This is a genomic window from Geobacter sp. (assembly GCF_030834625.1).
GTDB lineage: Bacteria > Desulfobacterota > Desulfuromonadia > Geobacterales > Geobacteraceae > Geobacter.
Genome location: NZ_JAUQXO010000022.1, coordinates 23,759 through 41,949, shown reverse-complemented (window position 1 = coordinate 41,949; position 18,191 = coordinate 23,759). Strand labels below are relative to the sequence as shown.

The following is an 18,191-nucleotide window of genomic DNA, read 5'->3' as shown; positions in this document are numbered from 1 at the left end:
ACGTATCCCTCTTCGAGGTCGTCATGAAAAAAGTCTCCATCATCGCCGCGGTGCTCGTCCTGGCCGTGGCCGGCGGGTTCTACGTCTTTGCCACACGGGAGCCGGAGCGGACCTACAAGACCGCCCCCGCGGAACGGGGCGACATTGTCGCCACGGTCTCAGCCACCGGCAACCTCTCCGCCGTTACCACCGTTCAGGTGGGGACCCAGGTTTCGGGGACCATTCAGAGGCTCTTCGTCGACTTCAACTCTCCCGTGAAGAAGGGGGAGGTCATTGCCCAGATTGATCCGGCCCTCTTCAGCGCCGAGATGGAGCAGACCCGGGGGAATTCCCTCGCGGCCCAGGCGAACCTCGCCAAGGCCCGGGCCACCGCCGTTGATGCGAAACGGACCATGGCCCGTAACCGGCAGCTGGTGAAGGACGGGGTTGTCTCCCAGGGGGACTTCGATACCGCGGAAACTCGTTATGAAGAATCCGTTGCCGCCGTGAAGGCTGCCGAGGCCACCGTGGTCCAGACCCGGGGGGCCCTGGCCCGGGCCGAGACGAACCTGAAGAATGCCACCATCCGCTCGCCGGTGGACGGTGTCGTCATCTCCCGCAGCGTCGACGTGGGGCAGACCGTTGCCGCCTCCTTCCAGACTCCGACCCTCTTCACCATTGCCCAGGATCTCACCCGGATGCAGATCGAGACCAGCGTCGACGAGGCTGACATCAGTCGGGTTCGGGTGGGGCAGCCGGTTTCCTTTACGGTGGACGCCTATCCTGACACCCCATTCAAGGCCCGGGTGGCGCAGGTGCGCAATGCCCCGGTGGTTACCCAGAACGTGGTCACCTATGTGGTGGTGATCACCGTGGCCAACCCCGACCTGAAGCTCAAGCCGGGGATGACCGCCAACGTGGCCATCGAGGTGGGGCGAAAGGACAACGTCCTCAAGGTGCCCAAGGCGGCGCTCCGCTACAAGCCCCGCTCCGACAAGGAAGAAAGTGATGAGCCCCGTGCCACGGGGCGCCCGGCGGGGATGAAGGGGAAGCAGGAGGGGGGACAGCAGGTTTTTGTCCTGTCGGCAGAGAAGAAACCGGTTCCGGTGAAGATCGCCACGGGTCTCGGCAACGACAGCCACGTGGAGGTGGCTAGCGGCGGTCTCAAGGAGGGGGATAAGGTCATCGTCCAGGAGTCCAATCCCAAGGAGAAGCAGAAGAAGAGCGGCGGCGGGCCGCCCATGAGGTTCTGATGGAGCGGGTCGTCGAAATAACGAACGTCACCAAGGTCTATGCCATGGGGGATCAGCGGGTGGAGGCCCTGCGGGGGGTTTCCTTCGTGGTGGAGCCCGGTGAGTTCATCGCCATCATGGGGGCCTCGGGGAGCGGGAAGTCCACCTGTATGAACATCCTCGGCTGCCTCGATGTTCCCACCGCCGGCGACTACCACCTGGGGGGAGTGAACGTGGGGCGCCTCTCTCCCAATGAGCTGGCCGAACTCCGCAATCGGAAGCTCGGCTTCGTCTTCCAGGGGTTCAACCTCCTGAAGCGGACGAGCGCCCGGGAGAACGTGGAGCTTCCCCTCATTTACGGCGGCGTGCCGGCGGCGGAGCGCCGCGATCGGGCCATGGCCGCCCTCGGCATGGTGGGGCTCGCCGATCGGGCCGATCACTACAGCAACCAGCTCTCAGGGGGGCAGCAGCAGCGGGTGGCCATCGCCCGGGCGCTGGTGAACGATCCGGCGCTGCTTCTGGCCGACGAGCCCACCGGCAACCTGGATACCGCCACCAGCGAGGAAATCATGCGGATCTTCGGCGAGCTGAACGGCCGGGGGATCACCATCATCATGGTTACCCACGAGCCGGACATTGCCGCCCATGCAACAAGGGCCATGACCTTCCGGGACGGCATGATCCTCGACGACAGCCGCAACGGCGGCAACAGAGCGTCTGGTGAGGGGGGCTTCTGATGGATCTCCTCATGTGCCTCCGGATATCGCTGCGGGCCCTGCGCAGCAACAAGATGCGCTCGTTCCTCACCATGCTCGGGATCATCATCGGCATTGCCGCGGTCATCATCATGATTGCCATCGGCTCCGGCGCCCGCAAGATCATTTCCGACCAGATTGCCAGCATCGGCAGCAACATTATCCTCGTCATCCCCGGCACTACCACAGCCGGCGGCCTCCGGGCCGGGGCCGGCACTACCCCGACGCTCACCCAGGACGACGCCAAGGCCGTCAATACCGAGCTCCCCTCGGTGCTCCGCGCGGCCCCGTCGGTGCGGGGAACGGCACAGGTGGTCTACGGCAACATGAACTGGTCCACGATCATCATGGGGATCACGCCGGAATTTCTGGATATCCGCACCTGGCCCGTGGTGGAAGGTCGCGAATTTTCCCCGTCGGATGTGGAGGGGGCTACCAAGAACTGCATCATCGGCCAGACCGTGGCCGAGAATCTCTTCGGGAGCGACGACCCCATCGGCAAGTCGATCCGGATCAAGCGGGTTCCCTTCACGGTGGTGGGACTTCTGGAGGAGAAGGGGCAGTCGGCCCAGGGGAGCGACCAGGACGACATTATCCTCGTGCCGCTCAGTACCGCCCAGCGGAAGATTCTCGGCGCCCAGTTCCCGAACACCGTCGGCTCCATCCTTGTGCAGGCCCGGAGCAAGGAGCTCCTCAGCCAGGCCCAGGAGGAAGTCACAACCCTCCTGGATCAGCGGCACCGGATCGGCCCCGGCAAGGAGCGGGACTACTCGGTCCGCAACCTTTCGGAGATCCTGGCAGCCTCGGAGCAGTCGTCGCGGGTCATGTCGATCCTTCTCGGAGCGGTGGCCTCCATCTCCCTGGTGGTGGGGGGGATCGGCATCATGAACATCATGCTCGTGTCGGTGACGGAGCGGACCCGGGAGATCGGCATCCGCATGGCCATCGGCGCGAAACAGGGGGACATCCTCCTCCAGTTCCTGACCGAGGCGGTGCTGCTGACGCTCTTCGGGGGGATTATCGGGATGGTGATCGGCGTGGCCGGGGCTCAGCTGGTGACGACGTTCTTTGACTGGCCGACCCTCATCTCGGCCCGGGCGATTCTCCTTTCCTTCGGCTTCTCCGCAGGGGTGGGGATCTTTTTCGGGTTCTATCCGGCCCGCAAGGCCGCCTCCCTCAATCCTATCGAGGCGCTCCGCTACGAGTGATTCGCAGCAGGTAATCCAATGAACGAGAAAAGGGGAAAGGCCAATGGACCTTTCCCCTTTTTCGTACTTCTATTCTCACCATATCCTGCTGGACGGATGCTAATCCACCTTGGATTTCTCCCCCGCCGGCTTCTTCCGGGGCCGGCGGCGTTTCATCGCCTCGCCTTCCGCGACTTTCTTTTCCCCCTCCGGATGCTTCCTTCCGTGGTGGGTCGGTCCCTTGGCCCTGGTCTCGTGGCTCTTGGGCCTGGGCTTCACCCGCTTGAAGTCGTGCACGAAGAGGTCGTCCTCGGCCCACTCCACCGTGATCTTGTCCTTGATGTACTCGTGGATCGCCTCCAGGTGGAAGGCGCCGTCCTCGTCGGCCATGGAGATGGCCATCCCCTCGGCTCCGGCCCGGGCGGTGCGGCCGATGCGGTGGACGTAGTCCTCGGCGTCCTGGGGGAGATCATAGTTGATGACGTGGGAAACGCCGTCGATGTGGAGGCCCCGGGAGGCCACGTCGGTGGCGATCATGATCGGGAGCTTGCCGCTCTTGAAATCATCCAGGATCTTGAGGCGTTTGCGCTGCTCCACGTCGCCGGAGATGACCCGGCAGGGGAAGTCGTTGGCGTTCAGCCGCTCGTCCAGGAACTCCGCCTCCCGCTTGGTGTTGACGAAGATCATGGTCCGCTCCATCCCCTTCTTGCGGAGCAGTCCCAGGAGGAGCGGAAACTTCTCCTTCCGCCCCACGTGGTAGAGGACCTGCTCCACCCGCTCGGCGGTCATCTGCTCGGGGGTGACCGCCACCTTCTCGGGGACGTTCATGAACTCGTAGGCGAGCTCCATGACCCGCTGGTTGAGGGTGGCGGAGAACATGAGGTTCTGGCGCTTGTCGAAGGGGGGAAGCCGCCGGAGGATGAAGCGGAGGTCGGCGATAAACCCCATATCGAACATCCGGTCCGCCTCGTCGATGACGAGCACTTCGATGTCCTTGAGGGAGTAGACCTTCTGCTTCAGATAGTCGATGAGCCGTCCCGGGGTGCCGACCACCACGTCGGCCCCATCCTTCAGGGCGCTCCGCTGCTTCATGTAGTCGACCCCGCCGTAGATGGCCTGGATGGTGAAGCCGCAGTGGGCGCCCAGGGCCTGGGCATCCTTGTCGATCTGGACCACCAGCTCCCGGGTGGGGGCCAGGATCAGGGCCCGCGGGTTGCGGGTTTCCTCTCCCCTGGGGTTGTTCAGGAGCCGGGTGAAGAGGCTGATGAGAAAGGCGGCGGTCTTGCCGGTGCCGGTCTGGGCCTGGCCGGCCACATCCTTGCCGGAAAGGGCCAGGGGGAGGGTCTTTTCCTGAATGGGGGTGCAGTCGGTGAAGCCGGTATCGGCGATTCCCCGTTGCACCTGCTCGGGGAGGTTCAAGTCACTGAATTTCATCTGGTGTTCCTTTTTTTCGTTATTTCAATCAGATAGCTATAGCACAGCAGTCCGCAAATGGCAAGAAAAGCGCTTCCGCGCCTCCGGGCTTTTGTGGTATGGTACGCCCACTTTTCCCCGCCGAGGACCTTACTGAATGCAGCGCATGATTGAAATCGACTCCCCCTTTTTCCTGAACCCCGACGAGCTTGCGACACCCGCCGACTGGGCCGCCGTCTTCGGCAACGCCAACCCCCTGGCCCTGGAGATCGGCTGCGGCATCGGCGATTTCATTGCCCGGACCGCCGCCGACAATCCCGCCACCAACTACATCGCCATCGACTTTTACAACAAGGGGTGCGACAAGACCTGCCGCCGGCTCGAACGGCTGGGGCTCACCAACGTGCGCGTCGTGCGGGACGAGGCCCGCAAGTTCATCGCCGAGCGGATTCCGAAAGGGTCCCTCGCGGCGGTCCACATCAACTGTCCCGACCCGTGGCCCAAGAAGCGGCACCGCAAGCGCCGGCTCGTGAACCGGCAGTTTGCCGAATCCATCCGCGACTACCTGGCGCCGGGAGGGGATTTCTACTTCGCCACCGACTTCGACGACTACGGCATCGACGTGGCGGAGTTCATGCCGGGGGTGGAGGGGTACGGGAACATGCTTGCCCCGGACCGCTACCGCCACGGGCTGGAGGGATACCATCTCTCAAAGTACATGATGCGGTTCCTGGACGAGGGGAAGCGGATCTACTTCGTCCACTACCGGAAATCAGCGGGAGGCGCTGAGTGAGCGGCGAGAAGCGCTACCTGACTGACCACCTCCCCGGCACCGGCGGCACCATCAAGGAGACCGCCGAGGATTTCGTGGTGGAGGAGATTCCCCTCTACCTCCCCTGCGGCGAGGGCGAGCACGTCTACGCCCTCATCGAAAAGCGGGGGGTGACGACCCTCGATGCCATCCGCCGCCTAGCCCGGGCGCTGAAACTGTCCGAGCGGGACGTGGGGTATGCCGGCATGAAGGATGCCCGCGGGGTGACCCGGCAGACCGTGTCGCTCCCCCGGGTGAAGCCCGAGGAGGTGCTTGCCCTGGAGCTCCCCGGCATTACGGTCCTTTCGGCGGTGCGGCACCGGAACAAGCTGAAGCTGGGACACCTGGCGGGGAACCGCTTCCGGATCCGCGTCAGGGGGGTGGTGTCCGATGCCCTGGAGCGGGCAGAGGCCATCCTGGCGGTGCTGATGCGGCGCGGTGTTCCCAATCGCTTCGGCGAACAGCGCTACGGCGTCCAGGGGAACAGCCACCTCATCGGCCGGGCCATGCTGGCCGGCGACTGGCGCGCTGCGGTGGATCTGCTGGTGGGCGATCCGGCCCGGGTGTCGGGGGAGGCGTGGCGAAGCGCCATCGAGGCGTACCGCCAGGGGGAGCTGGAGGAGAGCCTGCGCCTCTTCCCGGGTCACTGCCGCACCGAACGGGACGTTCTCCAGCGCCTCGTGAAGCGCCCCGACGACTTCGAGCGGGCCTTCCATGCCGTCCATCCCCGCCTCAAAAAACTCTACCTCTCGGCCTGCCAGTCGGCCCTCTTCGACCGGGTCGTTGAGGCGCGGCTCGACTCCCTCGATACCGTCCGGGAGGGGGATCTGGCCTGGAAGCACGCAAACGGCGCCTCCTTCCTGGTGACGGACGCCGCGGTCGAGGCCCCCCGGGTGGAGAGTTTCGAGATCTCCCCCACCGGGCCCCTTTTCGGCTGCCGGATGACGATGCCCGAGGGGGAGGAGGGGGCGCTGGAGCGGTCGCTCCTGGCGGCCGAGGGCCTCGAACCGGCCAGCTTCGACCTCCCCGGCGGGCTCCGGATGGAGGGGGAGCGGCGGCCGTTGCGGGTTTTCCTCGGTGAACCGCGGGTGGGCATCGACGCGGAGGGGCTCGTCTTGGAGTTCTCGCTCCCCAAGGGGAGCTACGCCACGGCGGTCCTGCGGGAGATCGTGAAGGGCTGAATTACGGCCGGCGCCTGGAGAAATCGCGGCAAAAGCCGATACAATAGAGGTAGCCTGGGTTCAGACGAGTATCGATGGGGAGGTGTGCCCATGGGACATGATCGCGAGTGGTACGACGTCAATATCTTTCGCCCCAAAAAGGGGTACATGACCGGCGAGGTGGCGATCATCCTCTTCGTCCTCCTGGGCTGGTCCGTGGCCAACTTCGGCGTCCAGGTCGTTCTCTGGCTCCTGGCCGAGACGCCCCAGGGGGAGGGGATTCTCACCCGCCTCACCTTCCTCTCGTTCCCCTGGCATTTCTGGTTCACGGCCCAGTTCCTCCCCCTCTGGTTCATCATTCTCTGCATCCTCTTCAATATCTACATCGATCGTCACACGGAACAGCACAGCAGAAAGAAGGATCGAAGCCATGACTGACGCGGGGCCCAATCTCATCCCCCTCATCATCGTTACCCTGACCCTTGTTTCCTTCATTGTGGTGGGTCTGCGCGCCCGGCCCCGGATCGCCAGCGATTACGGCATCGGCGGCCGCTACATCGGCCGGATCGGCGGCGGGGCCGCCATCGCCAGCAACTGGATGAGCGCGGCGAGCCTCCTCGGCATGGGGGGGCTCCTCTACCTCCAGGGATACTACGCCCTGGCCTACGTGATCGGCTGGACCGGAGGCTATGTGCTTCTGCTGGTCCTCATGGCGGGGCAGATCCGGCGTTTCGGCAAGTTCACGGCTCCCGACTTCGTGGGAGACCGCTACGCCTCGCCCATGGCAGGGCTCATCTCAGCCGGCATCTCCATCACCATCTCGGTCATTTACTGCACGGCCCAGTTCAAGGGGATCGGGATGCTCTTCGGCTGGCTCTTCGGCACCGACTACCGCAACGGCGTGATGCTGGGCGCCGCGGTGGTAGTGGGGTATGTGATAATCTCGGGGGTACTCGGGGTGGCCCGCAACCAGCAGCTCCAGTACACGGTCCTTATCGTCTCCTTCATCCTCCCCCTCATGGCCCTGGCCCATAAGCTCGGCTATTTCTGGCTCCTCCCCCAGTTCGGCTACGGGGTGGCCATCCAGGATCTGAAGCAGGAATTCGGCATCAACTTTACCGCCCCCTTTGCCTCGGGCTCCCTCTTCCAGTGGGTCTCCCTCTGCTTTACCCTCATGGTGGGGACCGCCGGGCTTCCCCATGTGCTGTCCCGCTTCTACGTGGTCCCCAATATCCGGGACGCCCGGTGGAGTCTCGTGTGGGGGCTCTTCTTCATCGCCCTCATCTACTGGTCGGCCCCTGCCTACGCCGTCTTCGCCCGGCTCCTGGAGGCCCGCGCCGGCATGCCCCTCCCTCCTGCCGCAGCCACCAAAATGGCCGACATCATCGTCATCAAGACGGCGGTCATGGGGGGGCTCCCCCCGTGGATGATCGGCATTCTCGCCGCCGGGGCAGTGAGCGCCGCCTTCTTCACCGTGGCCGGGCTCCTCATTACCGGCGCGGCCTCCTTCTCCCACGACATCTACTACCGGCTCATCAATCCCCGGGCATCGGAAGCCACCAAGATGGCCATCTCCAAGGGGTCGGTGGTGGCCCTGGCCGGGGTGGTGCTGGTGATCGCCCTCGACCCGCCGGGGCTCATTGCCGAGATAACGGCCGTGGCCTTTGCCCTGGCGGGCAACACCATCTTCCCCGCCTTCCTCCTGGGCATCTGGTGGGGGAGGGCCAACCGCCACGGGGTCATCGCCGGGATGCTCACCGGGGTCCTCATCACCTTCTCGGTCCCCCTTTTCGGTCGTTTTCTGCCGGTGGTGGCCGAAATCTTTCCCCTTACCTCCTCGGCCTTTTTCGGCGCTCCCACCGTTATTGCCGTAATGATCGGGGTGTCGCTCCTGACACCTCCTCCTCCCGAGGAGGTGCGGCGGTTTCTGGCCGAGCAGGTTCACGGCCACATGGACTCACATTGACGGCAAAGGAGCAGTGATATGGCGTTGCTACTTGGAGCGAGGGGCGAGGATCTCCTGACCCGGCGCGGTACCGCAGAATTCGTGGAGCAGGTGCGTCAGGGGCTCTATGGGCGGATGGCGCATCTGTCGGCCGGGGAGGAGGAGCAACTTCTTCTGAGGGTTAGGGATGCCCTCGAAGAGGATTTGGCGGCTGAACAGCAGGGCCGGGAGGAGTTCTCACGCGCCCTGGATGAGGCGGACCAGGCCGAGGACGTCCAGGCGCTCGTCCTGGTCCAGGACCGGCTCCATGTCATGGCAGCCGATCACTTCCGCCGCCGCGGGTCGGTGACGGCGTATCATCTCTTGCGCACGGCGGCCCTGGATCGGGTAACGGCGGCAGCCCTGCGGATTGCGGCTAACCAGATGGCCGTGGGAGGAGTCGGGCTCCCGGCTGGACGCTGGTGCTGGATGGCGGTGGGGAGTGCGGGGCGGGGCGAGGCGACCCGGTTCGATGCCTGTGACTTTCTGCTGGTCCATGAGGAGAGCGAGGCGGGGTCATCCTTCGTGGGTTTCAGCGGCCGGGCGGCTGCCCTGCTGGAGCGGTTGGGCATCGGCAGTCGTACCGGGATTACGCCCGCCTCTACCTCGTGGCGCGGCAGTCTCGCGGAGTGGCGCCAGCGGATTGCCGCCCGGGTAGCCGGGGGGGGAGGAGACCTGGAAGGGCTTGTCCGGCTGGCCGACCTGCGCCTTGTCGCCGGGGATCCCTCCCTTGCCGCTGACATGGTCAACCTGGTTCGCGCCATGCTCTCGTTCCACACCGACCCCCTGCGGGAGATCGCCCGGCGGACGGCGATGATGCCATCGGGCTTCGACTTCTTCGGCAGGCTTCGCGTGGAGAGGGGGATGTTCAATCTGGCCCTCTACGGCATAGGTCCCCTTGTGGCCAACGTGCGTCTCATGACGGTGCGCCACGACATACCGGAGACGGGGACGACGGAACGGATTCGGGGGCTTCTCTATCAGGGGCGGATCGACGTGGACCTGGCGGAGCGGCTCCTGCGGGCCTGGCACTGCTTCTGCCGTCACGCCGTGGAGAGGGAGATCGCTGGCGAGGGAGGGGTGTTCATCGATCCTGACGGTCTGGGGAGCGATGAGATGTATGAGCTGCACAGTGGACTGGAGGCGGTGGGGAGTCTCCAGAAGATCGTCTACAGTAGCGTTACCGGACAGGGGTAGGCGGGGTGCGGATCACACTCTCCCACGGCACCATCTTCACCTTTCCCCTCGGCAAGGTGATGGAGATGGCGCGCGAGGCAGGTTTTGACGGGGTCGAGCTGGTCATCAACCAGGATTTCCAGAAGGTCAACTGCAAAAAGCTCATCCAGGAGTTGGCCGGGATTCTGCCGGTCAATTCCCTCCATGCCCCCTTCATGCCGCTCGACGACTGGGGAAACCCGGTCGACTCTCTCAAGCGGAGCGTGGAACTTGCCGCCGACTGCGGCGTTTCCCTCGTCAACTTCCACCCCCCCTCGTGGATGGGGGTCGAGTTCGGATTCTGGCACTGGATGTACCGCATCACGGACTTTCAGAAAGAGGTGGGGCAGGGGAATGTGATTGTGACCCTGGAGAACATGCCGTGGGTGGGGAAGCGGATCAGGTTGAACCCTCACATCCTCTCCAGTACGGAGAAGTTCATCGACTTCATCCAGGAACGGAACCTCTACATGACCTTCGACACTACCCACATGGGGTCGGGGAAGGCCAACTTCATCAACGACTTCTACCTCTGCTACAACAGCGGACGGATCAGGAACATCCACTTCTCCGACTACGGCCATGGCCTGGAGCACCTCCTCCCCGGCCGCGGCATCCTTCCGCTCACCCGCTTTTTGAACCACCTGCGCAATACCGGCTACAATGACACCCTCACCCTTGAGCTCTCCCCTGCGGAGTTTCCCCGGGACGAGCGGATCATCGTGGAGAGCCTCAAGGAGATCATCATGTATCTCCGGAAAGAGACCGGGCCTCCTTCCTCTTGAATAAACCAGCCTGCTCTATGTTGAACTGCCGTTTTTGGGATCAATCATATGGAGATGTAGTCGAGCAGGTAGCGGTTGCGGACGATCCGCAGGAAGGTGTTGACCCCTTTGAGGGCTTGCCGGAATTGGCGCCGCTCTATGTCGGTCATGACCAGCGGATCGACATGGTTTGAAGGTTTGCCGTTTGCGGACAGATCCCGCAGGTGCCCCTGTACACGAAGTTGGACCAGGAAAGTGAATGCTTCTACGATGATCTTGAGATCACCGCTGGTGAAAACTCTCCGCTTTCCAAGGAGTTCGAGCTTTTCCCAGGTGGTCCCGCCGATGATGCCGACTTCAAGGGCTATGAGGCTCGTGCCAGCGGTAATGGCGAAGATGCCGGCTTTCTTGAGGTCAACCTTGCCCTTATGCTCTCCGCTGCGCTCGACCCGGATGCGTCCGAACCTGGTGAGCGCCGGCGGGAAGCGCACAACATGACCCGCCATGTTGGGGAGGAAGAAGGGGGCGAGCCGGACGACGGCGCAAATATGGTCACGCAATTGTGTGCCCAGGGTCTCGTCCCCATGGAGGGACCTAATGTCCAGAAACATGCCGAAGTAGAGCATGTGTTCGGGGGTGGGGACGGTGACCCACTGGTCGATAATCTCTTTCCACTCGGTGAGGCTGTGGCGCCACTGAGGGGTGCTGGCCATCATGTTGCCGGGACAACGGGGGACGCCGATTTCTTCGAGGGCATCGACGAGCTGGGTGGCGAAGCGTTCGACGTCGCGAAGTTTCTCCGGCGGGAGGTCGTCGATGTAAACGATGGCGCTGTCCTGGTCGGTGCACAGGGTCTGTTCGCCCCGTCCTTCGCTGCCAAGGGCGAGGTAAGTGGCCCCTTCGGGGAGGCGGATACCCTCGGTGCTTTCCAACAGGGCGATGAGGCGCTGGGTGATGGCGCAGTTGAACTGGGAGATGAGCTGCACAATGCTTTTTATGTCGGCGTGCGCGCGGGTGGCAAACATCACGATGTCGAGCACCTTCACGCCGAATTCCCGCAATTCGTCGATGGATTGGGCCGCCTCAATCTCCTTGAAGAGGGAGAGGGGGGTTAAAAAGAAGCTCTCTTCGCTGATTGCGTTGTTCGACATGACACTCCTGCTGAGCGTGGCAAAGCCTGTGCAACTCAGGTGAAAACCGGATTCGGTGTCTTTTGATCGGCGAGGGGAATGGTGAAGTAGAATACCGCGCCGGCCCCCAGCTCGCTTTCGACCCAGATCTTCCCACTCATCCTCTCTACGATCTCCCGGGAGATCGTCAACCCTAGCCCGGTGCCGAGGGGATTGGATTTCTGAGGATCCTGCAGTTGGTGAAAGCGCTCGAAAACCTGCTCCAGCCTGTCCGGGGGAATGCCGGGGCCTTCGTCCTCCACGCTGATCAGGGCAAAGCCGTCTTGCTTCCTTCCGCTGAGTCGGATCGTTCCTCCCGCCGGCGAGAACTTCACGGCGTTGGAAAGAAGGTTCGTCAGCACCTGGTGGAGCCGATCCGCGTCGGCATAAACCGGTGAAAGGCCGGCTTCGATTTCGCTGGCCACGTTGATTCCCTTTTCGGCGAAGAGCGGTTGGGTGGTGACGAGTGCTTTTGAAAAGATCGGCTCCAGTTCCAGCGGTTCAGGATACAACTCCAGGCGCCCGGCTTCGATCTTTGTGAGATCGAGCAGGTCGTTGATCATGCGGGTGAGCCGTTCCGCCTCGTTATGGATAATGCCCACGAACTTCTTGCGCTTTTCCGCATCGTCCACGTCGTAGCGCAGCAGGATCTCGGAGAAGGATCTGATCGAAGTGAGGGGGGTTCGCAACTCGTGGCTTACCGTGGAGAGAAAATCGCTCTTGAGACGGTCCAGCTCCAGGAGCCGGGCGTTGGCCTTCTCGAGCTCGGCCGTGCGCCGGGCCACTTTCTCCTCCATGGCGTGGCTGTAAGCCTGAACCTCGGCGTAGAGCTGAGCATTGACCGCAGCCATGGCGAGCTGGTTGGCCAAGGCCGCGAACAGCTCAACGAACTCATCGGTGAAATGCATGGGGCCCCGGGTGGCATAGGCAGTGAGTACTCCGGTCACCCGCCCCTCGTAGGTCATCGGTGCGTGGATGAGCGCACTCACCGGTAATTCCTTGGCCAGCTTGGAGATGAGCAGGGGTTTGTCGATCTCCCGGGTGTCTTCCACCACGACCGGCCGAGCGTCCAGGAACGCGGTGCCGAAATAGGTCTCCCGGGTGGGGGCCATGGCGGACGCCGCCACGTAAGCTTCGCTGAGTCCCACGTGGCTGCGGATCCTCAATATGCCGTCCTCACTCAGGAGCCGGACCGACAGGTGCTCGAACCCGAACTCTCGCTTGATCAGGAGAAGCACCTCCTGCAGAAGCGTGTCGATGTCCAGGCTCCGCGAGAGGGCGCGGGAGGCTTCGTGGAGGACCATCAACTCCCGGAGCCGCCGTTCCAGGGCATCCCGGCTCTCTGCCAGGGTCTTGGAAACGCCGCCGAAGACGTCCAGAATCTCCACGGCCCGCTCCCGGGGCCACGCAAGGGTGCTGTTGATAATTATGCGAGCCGACTGGGTTCCGAGGGCACTGGCCAGGCAGCGCTCGGTAGCTTCGAGGAGCAGTTGGGGGGAGGAACGCTCGGGAAGAGCCCCCAGCACATCCTGGGCCGTCCGGGCACCCACAAACCGCGCCAGAAGCCCTTCCAGGTCGGCCCTTGTGGCCCACGCGGACGGTAGCCCGGAACGCTGGCCCTTCTCCGCGGCGCGAGGGGTCAGGAAGCTGAAGATGAAATAGGCCCCCATGTTGAACACCAGGCTCCAAATCAGGGCGTGGGTCCAGGTGTCGAATCCCTGCAGCCCGAACAGGGCCCGAGGCCGCAGCAGTTCGATTCCCCAGGGGCCTTGCGTCAGGATAGACGCGCTCACCCAGCCCGAGTCAACGAAGCTCGGCAGAAGCAGGGTATATATCCATATCCCGAAGCCAGCGGCAAGCCCGGCGAGGGCTCCAGTTCGGGTTCCCCCTTTCCAGTACAGGCCGAAAAGGACTGCAGGCGCAAACTGGAGCACGGCGGAGAAGGACAATAGTCCGGTGGCAACAAGGGTGTGGGACTCGCCGATCCACCGTTTGAAGGCGTACCCCAGGAGCACCACGCCCAAGATGACGGCCCGCTTGGTGTACAGGAGGGGCCGGGAAAGGTCCACCCCCTCTCCGCGAAAAGCAGGAAAAACGCTACCCAGGACAGCTACCCCGGAATGGTGAAGTATCATCGTTGCCAAAGCGACCGCCTCGACGATAACCATGCTCGTCGCGGCCGAGAATCCCCCCAGGTAGGCGAGAAACGCCAACTCCGTATGACCACGTGACAGCGGCAGGGAAATCATGAAGAAATCCGGGCTCAGATCTCCCCCGTACAGGCGCCCGACCAGGGCCACGGGGAGCACAAGCAGATTAATGAAAAGCAGGTAGGCCGGAAACGCCCAGGATGCCTTCCGTAGGTGGCGCTCCCGCACGTTCTCGACAGCCAGCATGTGAAACTGACGGGGCAGAAGGATCACGGCTGACGCAGAGAGTACGCTCAGAGCGACCCATGCAGAAAGAGATGTCCCCGAACCCTCCCCGAGAAGGAACAGACGCGAGAGCTCCCGGTCCGCAAGGGCCTTCTCGAAAACCTGCGTCAACCCGCCGCCGATGCCGAAGGTAATGTAGAGGCCGATCACCAGGAAAGCCCCGAGCTTCACCGCGCTCTCGAAGGCTATCGCCGCGACCATACCCTCGTGTCGCTCGGTGGCGACCAGGCTTCTCGCTCCGAAGAGCCCGGCAAAGATCGACAGGCCAAGGGCTGCCCAGAAGGACGCATCGTCAAATACTCCCGCGCTCCCGGTGCGGCCCGTGAGCAGGTCGAAGGTGTACCCCACCGCCTTGAGCTGGAGCCCGATATACGGGGTGATCCCGATCACCATCATAATGGTGGCCAGGGCGCCAAGGGTCCATCCCTTTCCGTACAGGATCTCGAGCAGGTCGGGGAGGCTCGTAACCCCTTCCGTCCGGCAGAAGGAAACGAGCCGTTTGAGCAGGGACGGCCCCAGGAGAAAGATAAGCGTGGGGCCCAGGTAGATCGGCAGGAATCCCAGCCCTGTGGACGCGGCCTGCCCAACACTGCCGTAATACGTCCAGGAGGTACAGTAGACGGCTAGGGAAAAGCTGTAGACCCACGGGTTGTCGACCAGGCTGCGCCCCCTCTCCCTGGCCTTGTCCGTGGCGTAGGCGATGGCGAACAGGCCGAGGAGATACCCAGTCCCGAGGAAGGCGATCCAGAAGGTCTGGTTCACGGTTCGTCCCCTCGGGTCAGTACCCAACAGGCCAGCACCAGCGCGCCCCAGGCCGTGAATAGATACAGGGGCAGGATCGGGATCCCCAGGAAGGCGCCCGGCCGGTTAAACGCCCCCAGCAGAGGGGGGTACAGGGCCACAAGCCCCAGGGCAAACAGGGCGGCTAGTCGGCGCGAGGTCACATCCATTCTTGATTACCCCCTTTCCGTCAGAATCGTGACGACTGCCAGCGCAGGAGCAAGTGGCGGTCGCAGAAGGCCTTGGCTTCGGCGAGGGTTCTCACATCCCGCCGCGGCAGCAGCGCGAGGAGGCCCAGGAAAATATGGGCGGTGGCACGGGCGTCTCCCAGGGAAGTGTGCCGCCCCTCGATTGTGACCCCCATGCGCTCCGCGATGGCTTCGAGGCTGTGCCCTTCGGTTTCCTTGTGAAGGGCGTAGGAAAGGAAAAGGGTGTCGAGTATCGGGTTGTCGATCTGGGGGAGCCCCGCTTCGGCCGCGGCCATATCGAGGCACTTCTTGTCGAATGCCGCGTTATGGGCCACCAGAATCGAGTCCCCCACGTACTCGACGAATTGCGGATACACTTCGTTCATGGAGGGAGCGCCTGCCACCATGTGATCCTCGATCCGGTGAATTTCAACGGATTCGGGAGGAATCGGCCGGCCCGGGTTGACCAGGGTGTTAAAGATGTCGGCGTTCTGGACCCGCCCCCGGCGAATGCGAATCCCGGTGATGCTGATGACCTTGTCCCCTTGGGAAAGCTGCAGCCCGGTGGTCTCGGTGTCAACCACCACGTAATCGAGATCCGCCAGGTCTGCCTGAAGCAGATCTTCCCGCTCGAAAACCGGCCGCGGCAGGAAGAGATCAAAATTGTAAAACTCCGGCTCTCCCTCGATCAGTCCGTCCGCACGACGCGCTTCGGAAACGGCGGTTGCCTGCATCAGCGCCAGCCGCACTTCGAGGGAATCCCGGCAAGAGCGGGTCCACAGCTCACCCCGGTTTCTTCGCACCGCCTCTCCCAGGGGGAGGGGCTCCTCACCGGCAGGGCAGACCTCAAGGGATTCCAGCTCGGCCAGGTCGCCAGCGAAGGGAGCCTCGACCCGAAACGTGGTAACCACGGTCCCGTCCTCCACCATGAGATTCGCGCCGACCTGCGGCTGTCCGGAACTCCTTTGCTCGATCCACTGGAGGACGCACCGCAAGGAGGCCACCCAGGAGAACGGCTCCACCAGCACAGGGGGGATAGGACCGCCGCCCGCCTCGATCTCAACGGAGATCCCCGTGACCGAACCCACCGATTCCTCCAGGAGCTCCCGGGGATTGGAAGGGATGGCAGGCCAGCGCGACGTTCGGGCAGCGTTGGCCGCCTCCTCCATTGCCGCCACCCGCACGCTCAAGCGATCCATCTCCTCCGCCACCGCCGCTAGAAACTCCCGTTGTTTCTCTGCAGGCATCTCCCGGTGTCGTTGGAGCGTCTCGACCAGGGAGCGGGAGGTGGCAATCGGCCCCTTAAGGAGCTGGGGCATCTCCCGCAGGGTCTCCTCGAACCGTTTGCCCTCTTCGGTGGGAGCGCTCAGGTCTCGAAATACCAGGAGGAATCCTGCCCGCTCTCCTCCGGGGCCGGGGACGACCGACAGGGAGCCCTTGAGGAGCTTCCCGTCCCGGAGTGGAAAGACCACCTCTTCCGCGGTTTCCCGGCCCGGGTCCCACCCCTGGCGAAGTCGTTTCAGGTGGAAGCTGAGCCGGTCGCTGGGAAAGATGCGCGACAGGGCAGCTCCTATGCCTGAGGTGTACCCCCGGTCCAGGATGATCCGGGCACGGGGGTTCATCAGGATGGTCTCTGCGGCCTCGTTGGCCACGACCACGCCGTCGACCATGGTGCGCAGCACGGTTGCCAGACGATTGCGCTCCTCCTGCAGCGTCCGGGTCGCTTCCCGTACGCGCTCTTCGAGCTCGTCGTAAGCCTTGGACAGGTTCGCGGCCATGAGGTTGAACTCGTGGGCCAACTCCTCGATCTCGTCTCCAGCTTCGATCTTGATCCGGTGGCTCAGGTTGATGCGGGAAATGATCTCGGCGCCGCGCCGAATTTCCAGGATGGGGCGCATGTATTGGTCAGCCATCCACCACGCCAGGATGGCGACGAAAATGACGTACAGAGTCAGGAATAGTGCTACTTGGCGGCTTACCGAATAGAGATGGTCGAACACTTGGGACGCCGGTTGGACCACGCCGACGAACCAGTTGCGGGGGGCAGTGTCCTCAGGTACTTGCACTGCCGTCACGCCGGCGAAATAGCTCTTGCCGCCGGCCTCGAAGGTCACCCAGCCCGTTCCCTCCTCCGCAACAGGAGGGATGGGAATCTTTGGGCTGCCCGCCAGGCGCTGTCCCCTGCCGGTGAACAGCACCGCGCCCCCATCTTCCCCCTTCTGGTGCAGCTCGAGGGACTGCCGCACCCCTTCCGGGGCGGAGGGGATCCCGTGCAACTCACCCCGCAGATGTTTTGCCAACTGCCCCGCTTCCTGGGCGAGTTGGCGCCCATGGATATTCCCGACGTCGTTGCGGACCGCGAAGAACAGGGACGCCATAGCAACTATAAGAGGGAGTACCGCCAAGCCCGTGAGGGACACAATCAAGCGGTGGCGCAGGCTTTTTTTCCGGCGCGGTGGCCGGGCATCCTGGTCGGTCATCACGGCTCAATCATCGCACGGATCTTCACCAGCAGATCCTCGGCACTGAATGGCTTTGTCACGTATTCGTCCGCCCCCACCTCGAGCCCCTTCTTCTTTTCAAGGGTCTGTCCCTTGGCCGTGAGCATGATCACTTTCGTTCCACTCGTATCCTCCCGCTCCCGGAGAATCCGGCACACCTCGTAACCATCTTTCCGGGGCATGTTGACGTCCAGGAGAATCAAATCCGGCCGCACGCGCTCGGCCACTTCCAAGGCCTCCTCCCCATCCCGCGCAATGTGGACCTCAAACCCCTCCATCTCCAGGATGAACTCGATGGACATCAAGATGTTGGGTTCGTCATCCACAGCAAGAATCTTTTTCTTTCCCATTTTTCGTTTCCTCAAGCCTTTCCCGGTGCGTCCTCCGCTGAGTTTCAAACCATCTCAACTTTCGCACTTAGCAGAATCGCATAACCGCATTGTAATTATTAACGAGTTGAAATGATGTTGTTCCTCAACAAACCCACAAATCCAGAAGGGCGACGCTATGTATCGAATTGTAACAGAAAAGTGCCTCCGTAGAAAATCAGGGGTATATAAAGGGACGCCTCCAACTGCAAACCGGCTCCGTTCCCATCGCCACCATCATGCGGCGCTT

14 protein-coding genes are annotated in these 18,191 nt (G+C 63.2%); 9 read left to right on the top strand and 5 right to left on the bottom strand.

The features are described from left to right. Positions 1-23 precede the first annotated feature (23 nt). The 3 genes from RCH91_RS05710 to RCH91_RS05700 are packed head-to-tail and all read left to right on the top strand — an operon-like array spanning position 24 to position 3,174. A complete protein-coding gene (locus RCH91_RS05710) occupies positions 24-1,232 on the top strand; it encodes an efflux RND transporter periplasmic adaptor subunit (protein ID WP_306533647.1) in 1,209 nt (402 codons plus the stop codon). Continuing rightward, positions 1,232-1,948 carry an ABC transporter ATP-binding protein gene (locus tag RCH91_RS05705; protein ID WP_306533646.1) on the top strand — a complete coding sequence of 239 codons (717 nt, stop codon included), beginning with the start codon at positions 1,232-1,234 and terminating at the stop codon, positions 1,946-1,948. Before RCH91_RS05710 ends, RCH91_RS05705 begins: the two co-directional genes overlap by 1 nt. Continuing rightward, complete coding sequence (locus tag RCH91_RS05700; protein ID WP_306533645.1) at positions 1,948-3,174, top strand: ABC transporter permease; 1,227 nt, start codon at positions 1,948-1,950, stop codon at positions 3,172-3,174. Before RCH91_RS05705 ends, RCH91_RS05700 begins: the two co-directional genes overlap by 1 nt. A 99-nt stretch (positions 3,175-3,273) precedes the next feature. On the opposite strand, the gene RCH91_RS05695 is transcribed toward RCH91_RS05700, so the two are convergent. Further along, the gene (locus RCH91_RS05695) at positions 3,274-4,587 is read right to left on the bottom strand and encodes a DEAD/DEAH box helicase (protein ID WP_306533644.1); all 1,314 of its coding nucleotides are present in this window, start codon (positions 4,585-4,587) and stop codon (positions 3,274-3,276) included. A 136-nt stretch (positions 4,588-4,723) separates the two neighbouring features. Here RCH91_RS05695 and trmB point away from each other — a divergent pair, with 136 nt between their 5' ends. From trmB to RCH91_RS05665, 6 genes are all read left to right on the top strand, one after another. Beyond that, the gene (gene trmB, locus RCH91_RS05690; RefSeq protein WP_306533643.1) at positions 4,724-5,359 is read left to right on the top strand and encodes a tRNA (guanosine(46)-N7)-methyltransferase TrmB; all 636 of its coding nucleotides are present in this window, start codon (positions 4,724-4,726) and stop codon (positions 5,357-5,359) included. Continuing rightward, entirely contained in the window at positions 5,356-6,558 is a 1,203-nt protein-coding gene (gene truD, locus RCH91_RS05685) for a tRNA pseudouridine(13) synthase TruD (protein WP_306533642.1), read from the top strand. Before trmB ends, truD begins: the two co-directional genes overlap by 4 nt. 90 nt (positions 6,559-6,648) lie before the next feature. After that, positions 6,649-6,975 (top strand): DUF4212 domain-containing protein, encoded by a 327-nt coding sequence (locus RCH91_RS05680; RefSeq protein ID WP_306533641.1) that lies wholly within the window; start codon positions 6,649-6,651, stop codon positions 6,973-6,975. Then, a complete protein-coding gene (locus tag RCH91_RS05675) occupies positions 6,968-8,503 on the top strand; it encodes a VC_2705 family sodium/solute symporter (protein WP_306533640.1) in 1,536 nt (511 codons plus the stop codon). The genes RCH91_RS05680 and RCH91_RS05675 overlap by 8 nt, the downstream gene beginning before the upstream one ends. Positions 8,504-8,521: 18 nt before the next feature. Further along, positions 8,522-9,718, top strand: coding sequence for a putative nucleotidyltransferase substrate binding domain-containing protein (locus RCH91_RS05670; protein ID WP_306533639.1), 1,197 nt, complete (start codon positions 8,522-8,524; stop codon positions 9,716-9,718). 5 nt (positions 9,719-9,723) lie between these two features. Then, entirely contained in the window at positions 9,724-10,521 is a 798-nt protein-coding gene (locus tag RCH91_RS05665) for a sugar phosphate isomerase/epimerase (RefSeq protein ID WP_306533638.1), read from the top strand. A gap of 44 nt (positions 10,522-10,565) precedes the next feature. Here RCH91_RS05665 and RCH91_RS05660 read toward each other — a convergent pair whose 3' ends face one another. The 4 genes from RCH91_RS05660 to RCH91_RS05645 all read right to left on the bottom strand — a co-directional run bounded on the left by RCH91_RS05660 (position 10,566) and on the right by RCH91_RS05645 (position 17,923). Then, positions 10,566-11,651 (bottom strand): DUF294 nucleotidyltransferase-like domain-containing protein, encoded by a 1,086-nt coding sequence (locus RCH91_RS05660; RefSeq protein WP_306533637.1) that lies wholly within the window; start codon positions 11,649-11,651, stop codon positions 10,566-10,568. 35 nt (positions 11,652-11,686) lie between these two features. Next, complete coding sequence (locus tag RCH91_RS05655; RefSeq protein WP_306533636.1) at positions 11,687-14,866, bottom strand: ATP-binding protein; 3,180 nt, start codon at positions 14,864-14,866, stop codon at positions 11,687-11,689. 208 nt (positions 14,867-15,074) lie between these two features. Further along, on the bottom strand, positions 15,075-17,552 hold the full coding sequence (locus RCH91_RS05650) for an exonuclease domain-containing protein (RefSeq protein ID WP_306533635.1): 2,478 nt from the start codon (positions 17,550-17,552) through the stop codon (positions 15,075-15,077). After that, complete coding sequence (locus RCH91_RS05645) at positions 17,552-17,923, bottom strand: response regulator transcription factor (RefSeq protein WP_306533634.1); 372 nt, start codon at positions 17,921-17,923, stop codon at positions 17,552-17,554. The genes RCH91_RS05650 and RCH91_RS05645 overlap by 1 nt, the downstream gene beginning before the upstream one ends. Between the last annotated feature and the right edge of the window lie 268 nt (positions 17,924-18,191).

Excerpts from the sequence above, each read along its gene's own strand:
- RCH91_RS05710 (WP_306533647.1), top strand. The coding sequence starts at position 24 with ATGAAAAAAGTCTCCATCATCGCCGCGGTGCTCGTCCTGGCCGTGGCC.
- RCH91_RS05705 (WP_306533646.1), top strand. The coding sequence starts at position 1,232 with ATGGAGCGGGTCGTCGAAATAACGAACGTCACCAAGGTCTATGCCATG.
- RCH91_RS05700 (WP_306533645.1), top strand. The coding sequence starts at position 1,948 with ATGGATCTCCTCATGTGCCTCCGGATATCGCTGCGGGCCCTGCGCAGC.
- RCH91_RS05695 (WP_306533644.1), bottom strand. The coding sequence starts at position 4,587 with ATGAAATTCAGTGACTTGAACCTCCCCGAGCAGGTGCAACGGGGAATC.
- trmB (WP_306533643.1), top strand. The coding sequence starts at position 4,724 with ATGCAGCGCATGATTGAAATCGACTCCCCCTTTTTCCTGAACCCCGAC.
- RCH91_RS05680 (WP_306533641.1), top strand. The coding sequence starts at position 6,649 with ATGGGACATGATCGCGAGTGGTACGACGTCAATATCTTTCGCCCCAAA.
- RCH91_RS05675 (WP_306533640.1), top strand. The coding sequence starts at position 6,968 with ATGACTGACGCGGGGCCCAATCTCATCCCCCTCATCATCGTTACCCTG.
- RCH91_RS05670 (WP_306533639.1), top strand. The coding sequence starts at position 8,522 with ATGGCGTTGCTACTTGGAGCGAGGGGCGAGGATCTCCTGACCCGGCGC.
- RCH91_RS05660 (WP_306533637.1), bottom strand. The coding sequence starts at position 11,651 with ATGTCGAACAACGCAATCAGCGAAGAGAGCTTCTTTTTAACCCCCCTC.
- RCH91_RS05650 (WP_306533635.1), bottom strand. The coding sequence starts at position 17,552 with ATGACCGACCAGGATGCCCGGCCACCGCGCCGGAAAAAAAGCCTGCGC.
- RCH91_RS05645 (WP_306533634.1), bottom strand. The coding sequence starts at position 17,923 with ATGGGAAAGAAAAAGATTCTTGCTGTGGATGACGAACCCAACATCTTG.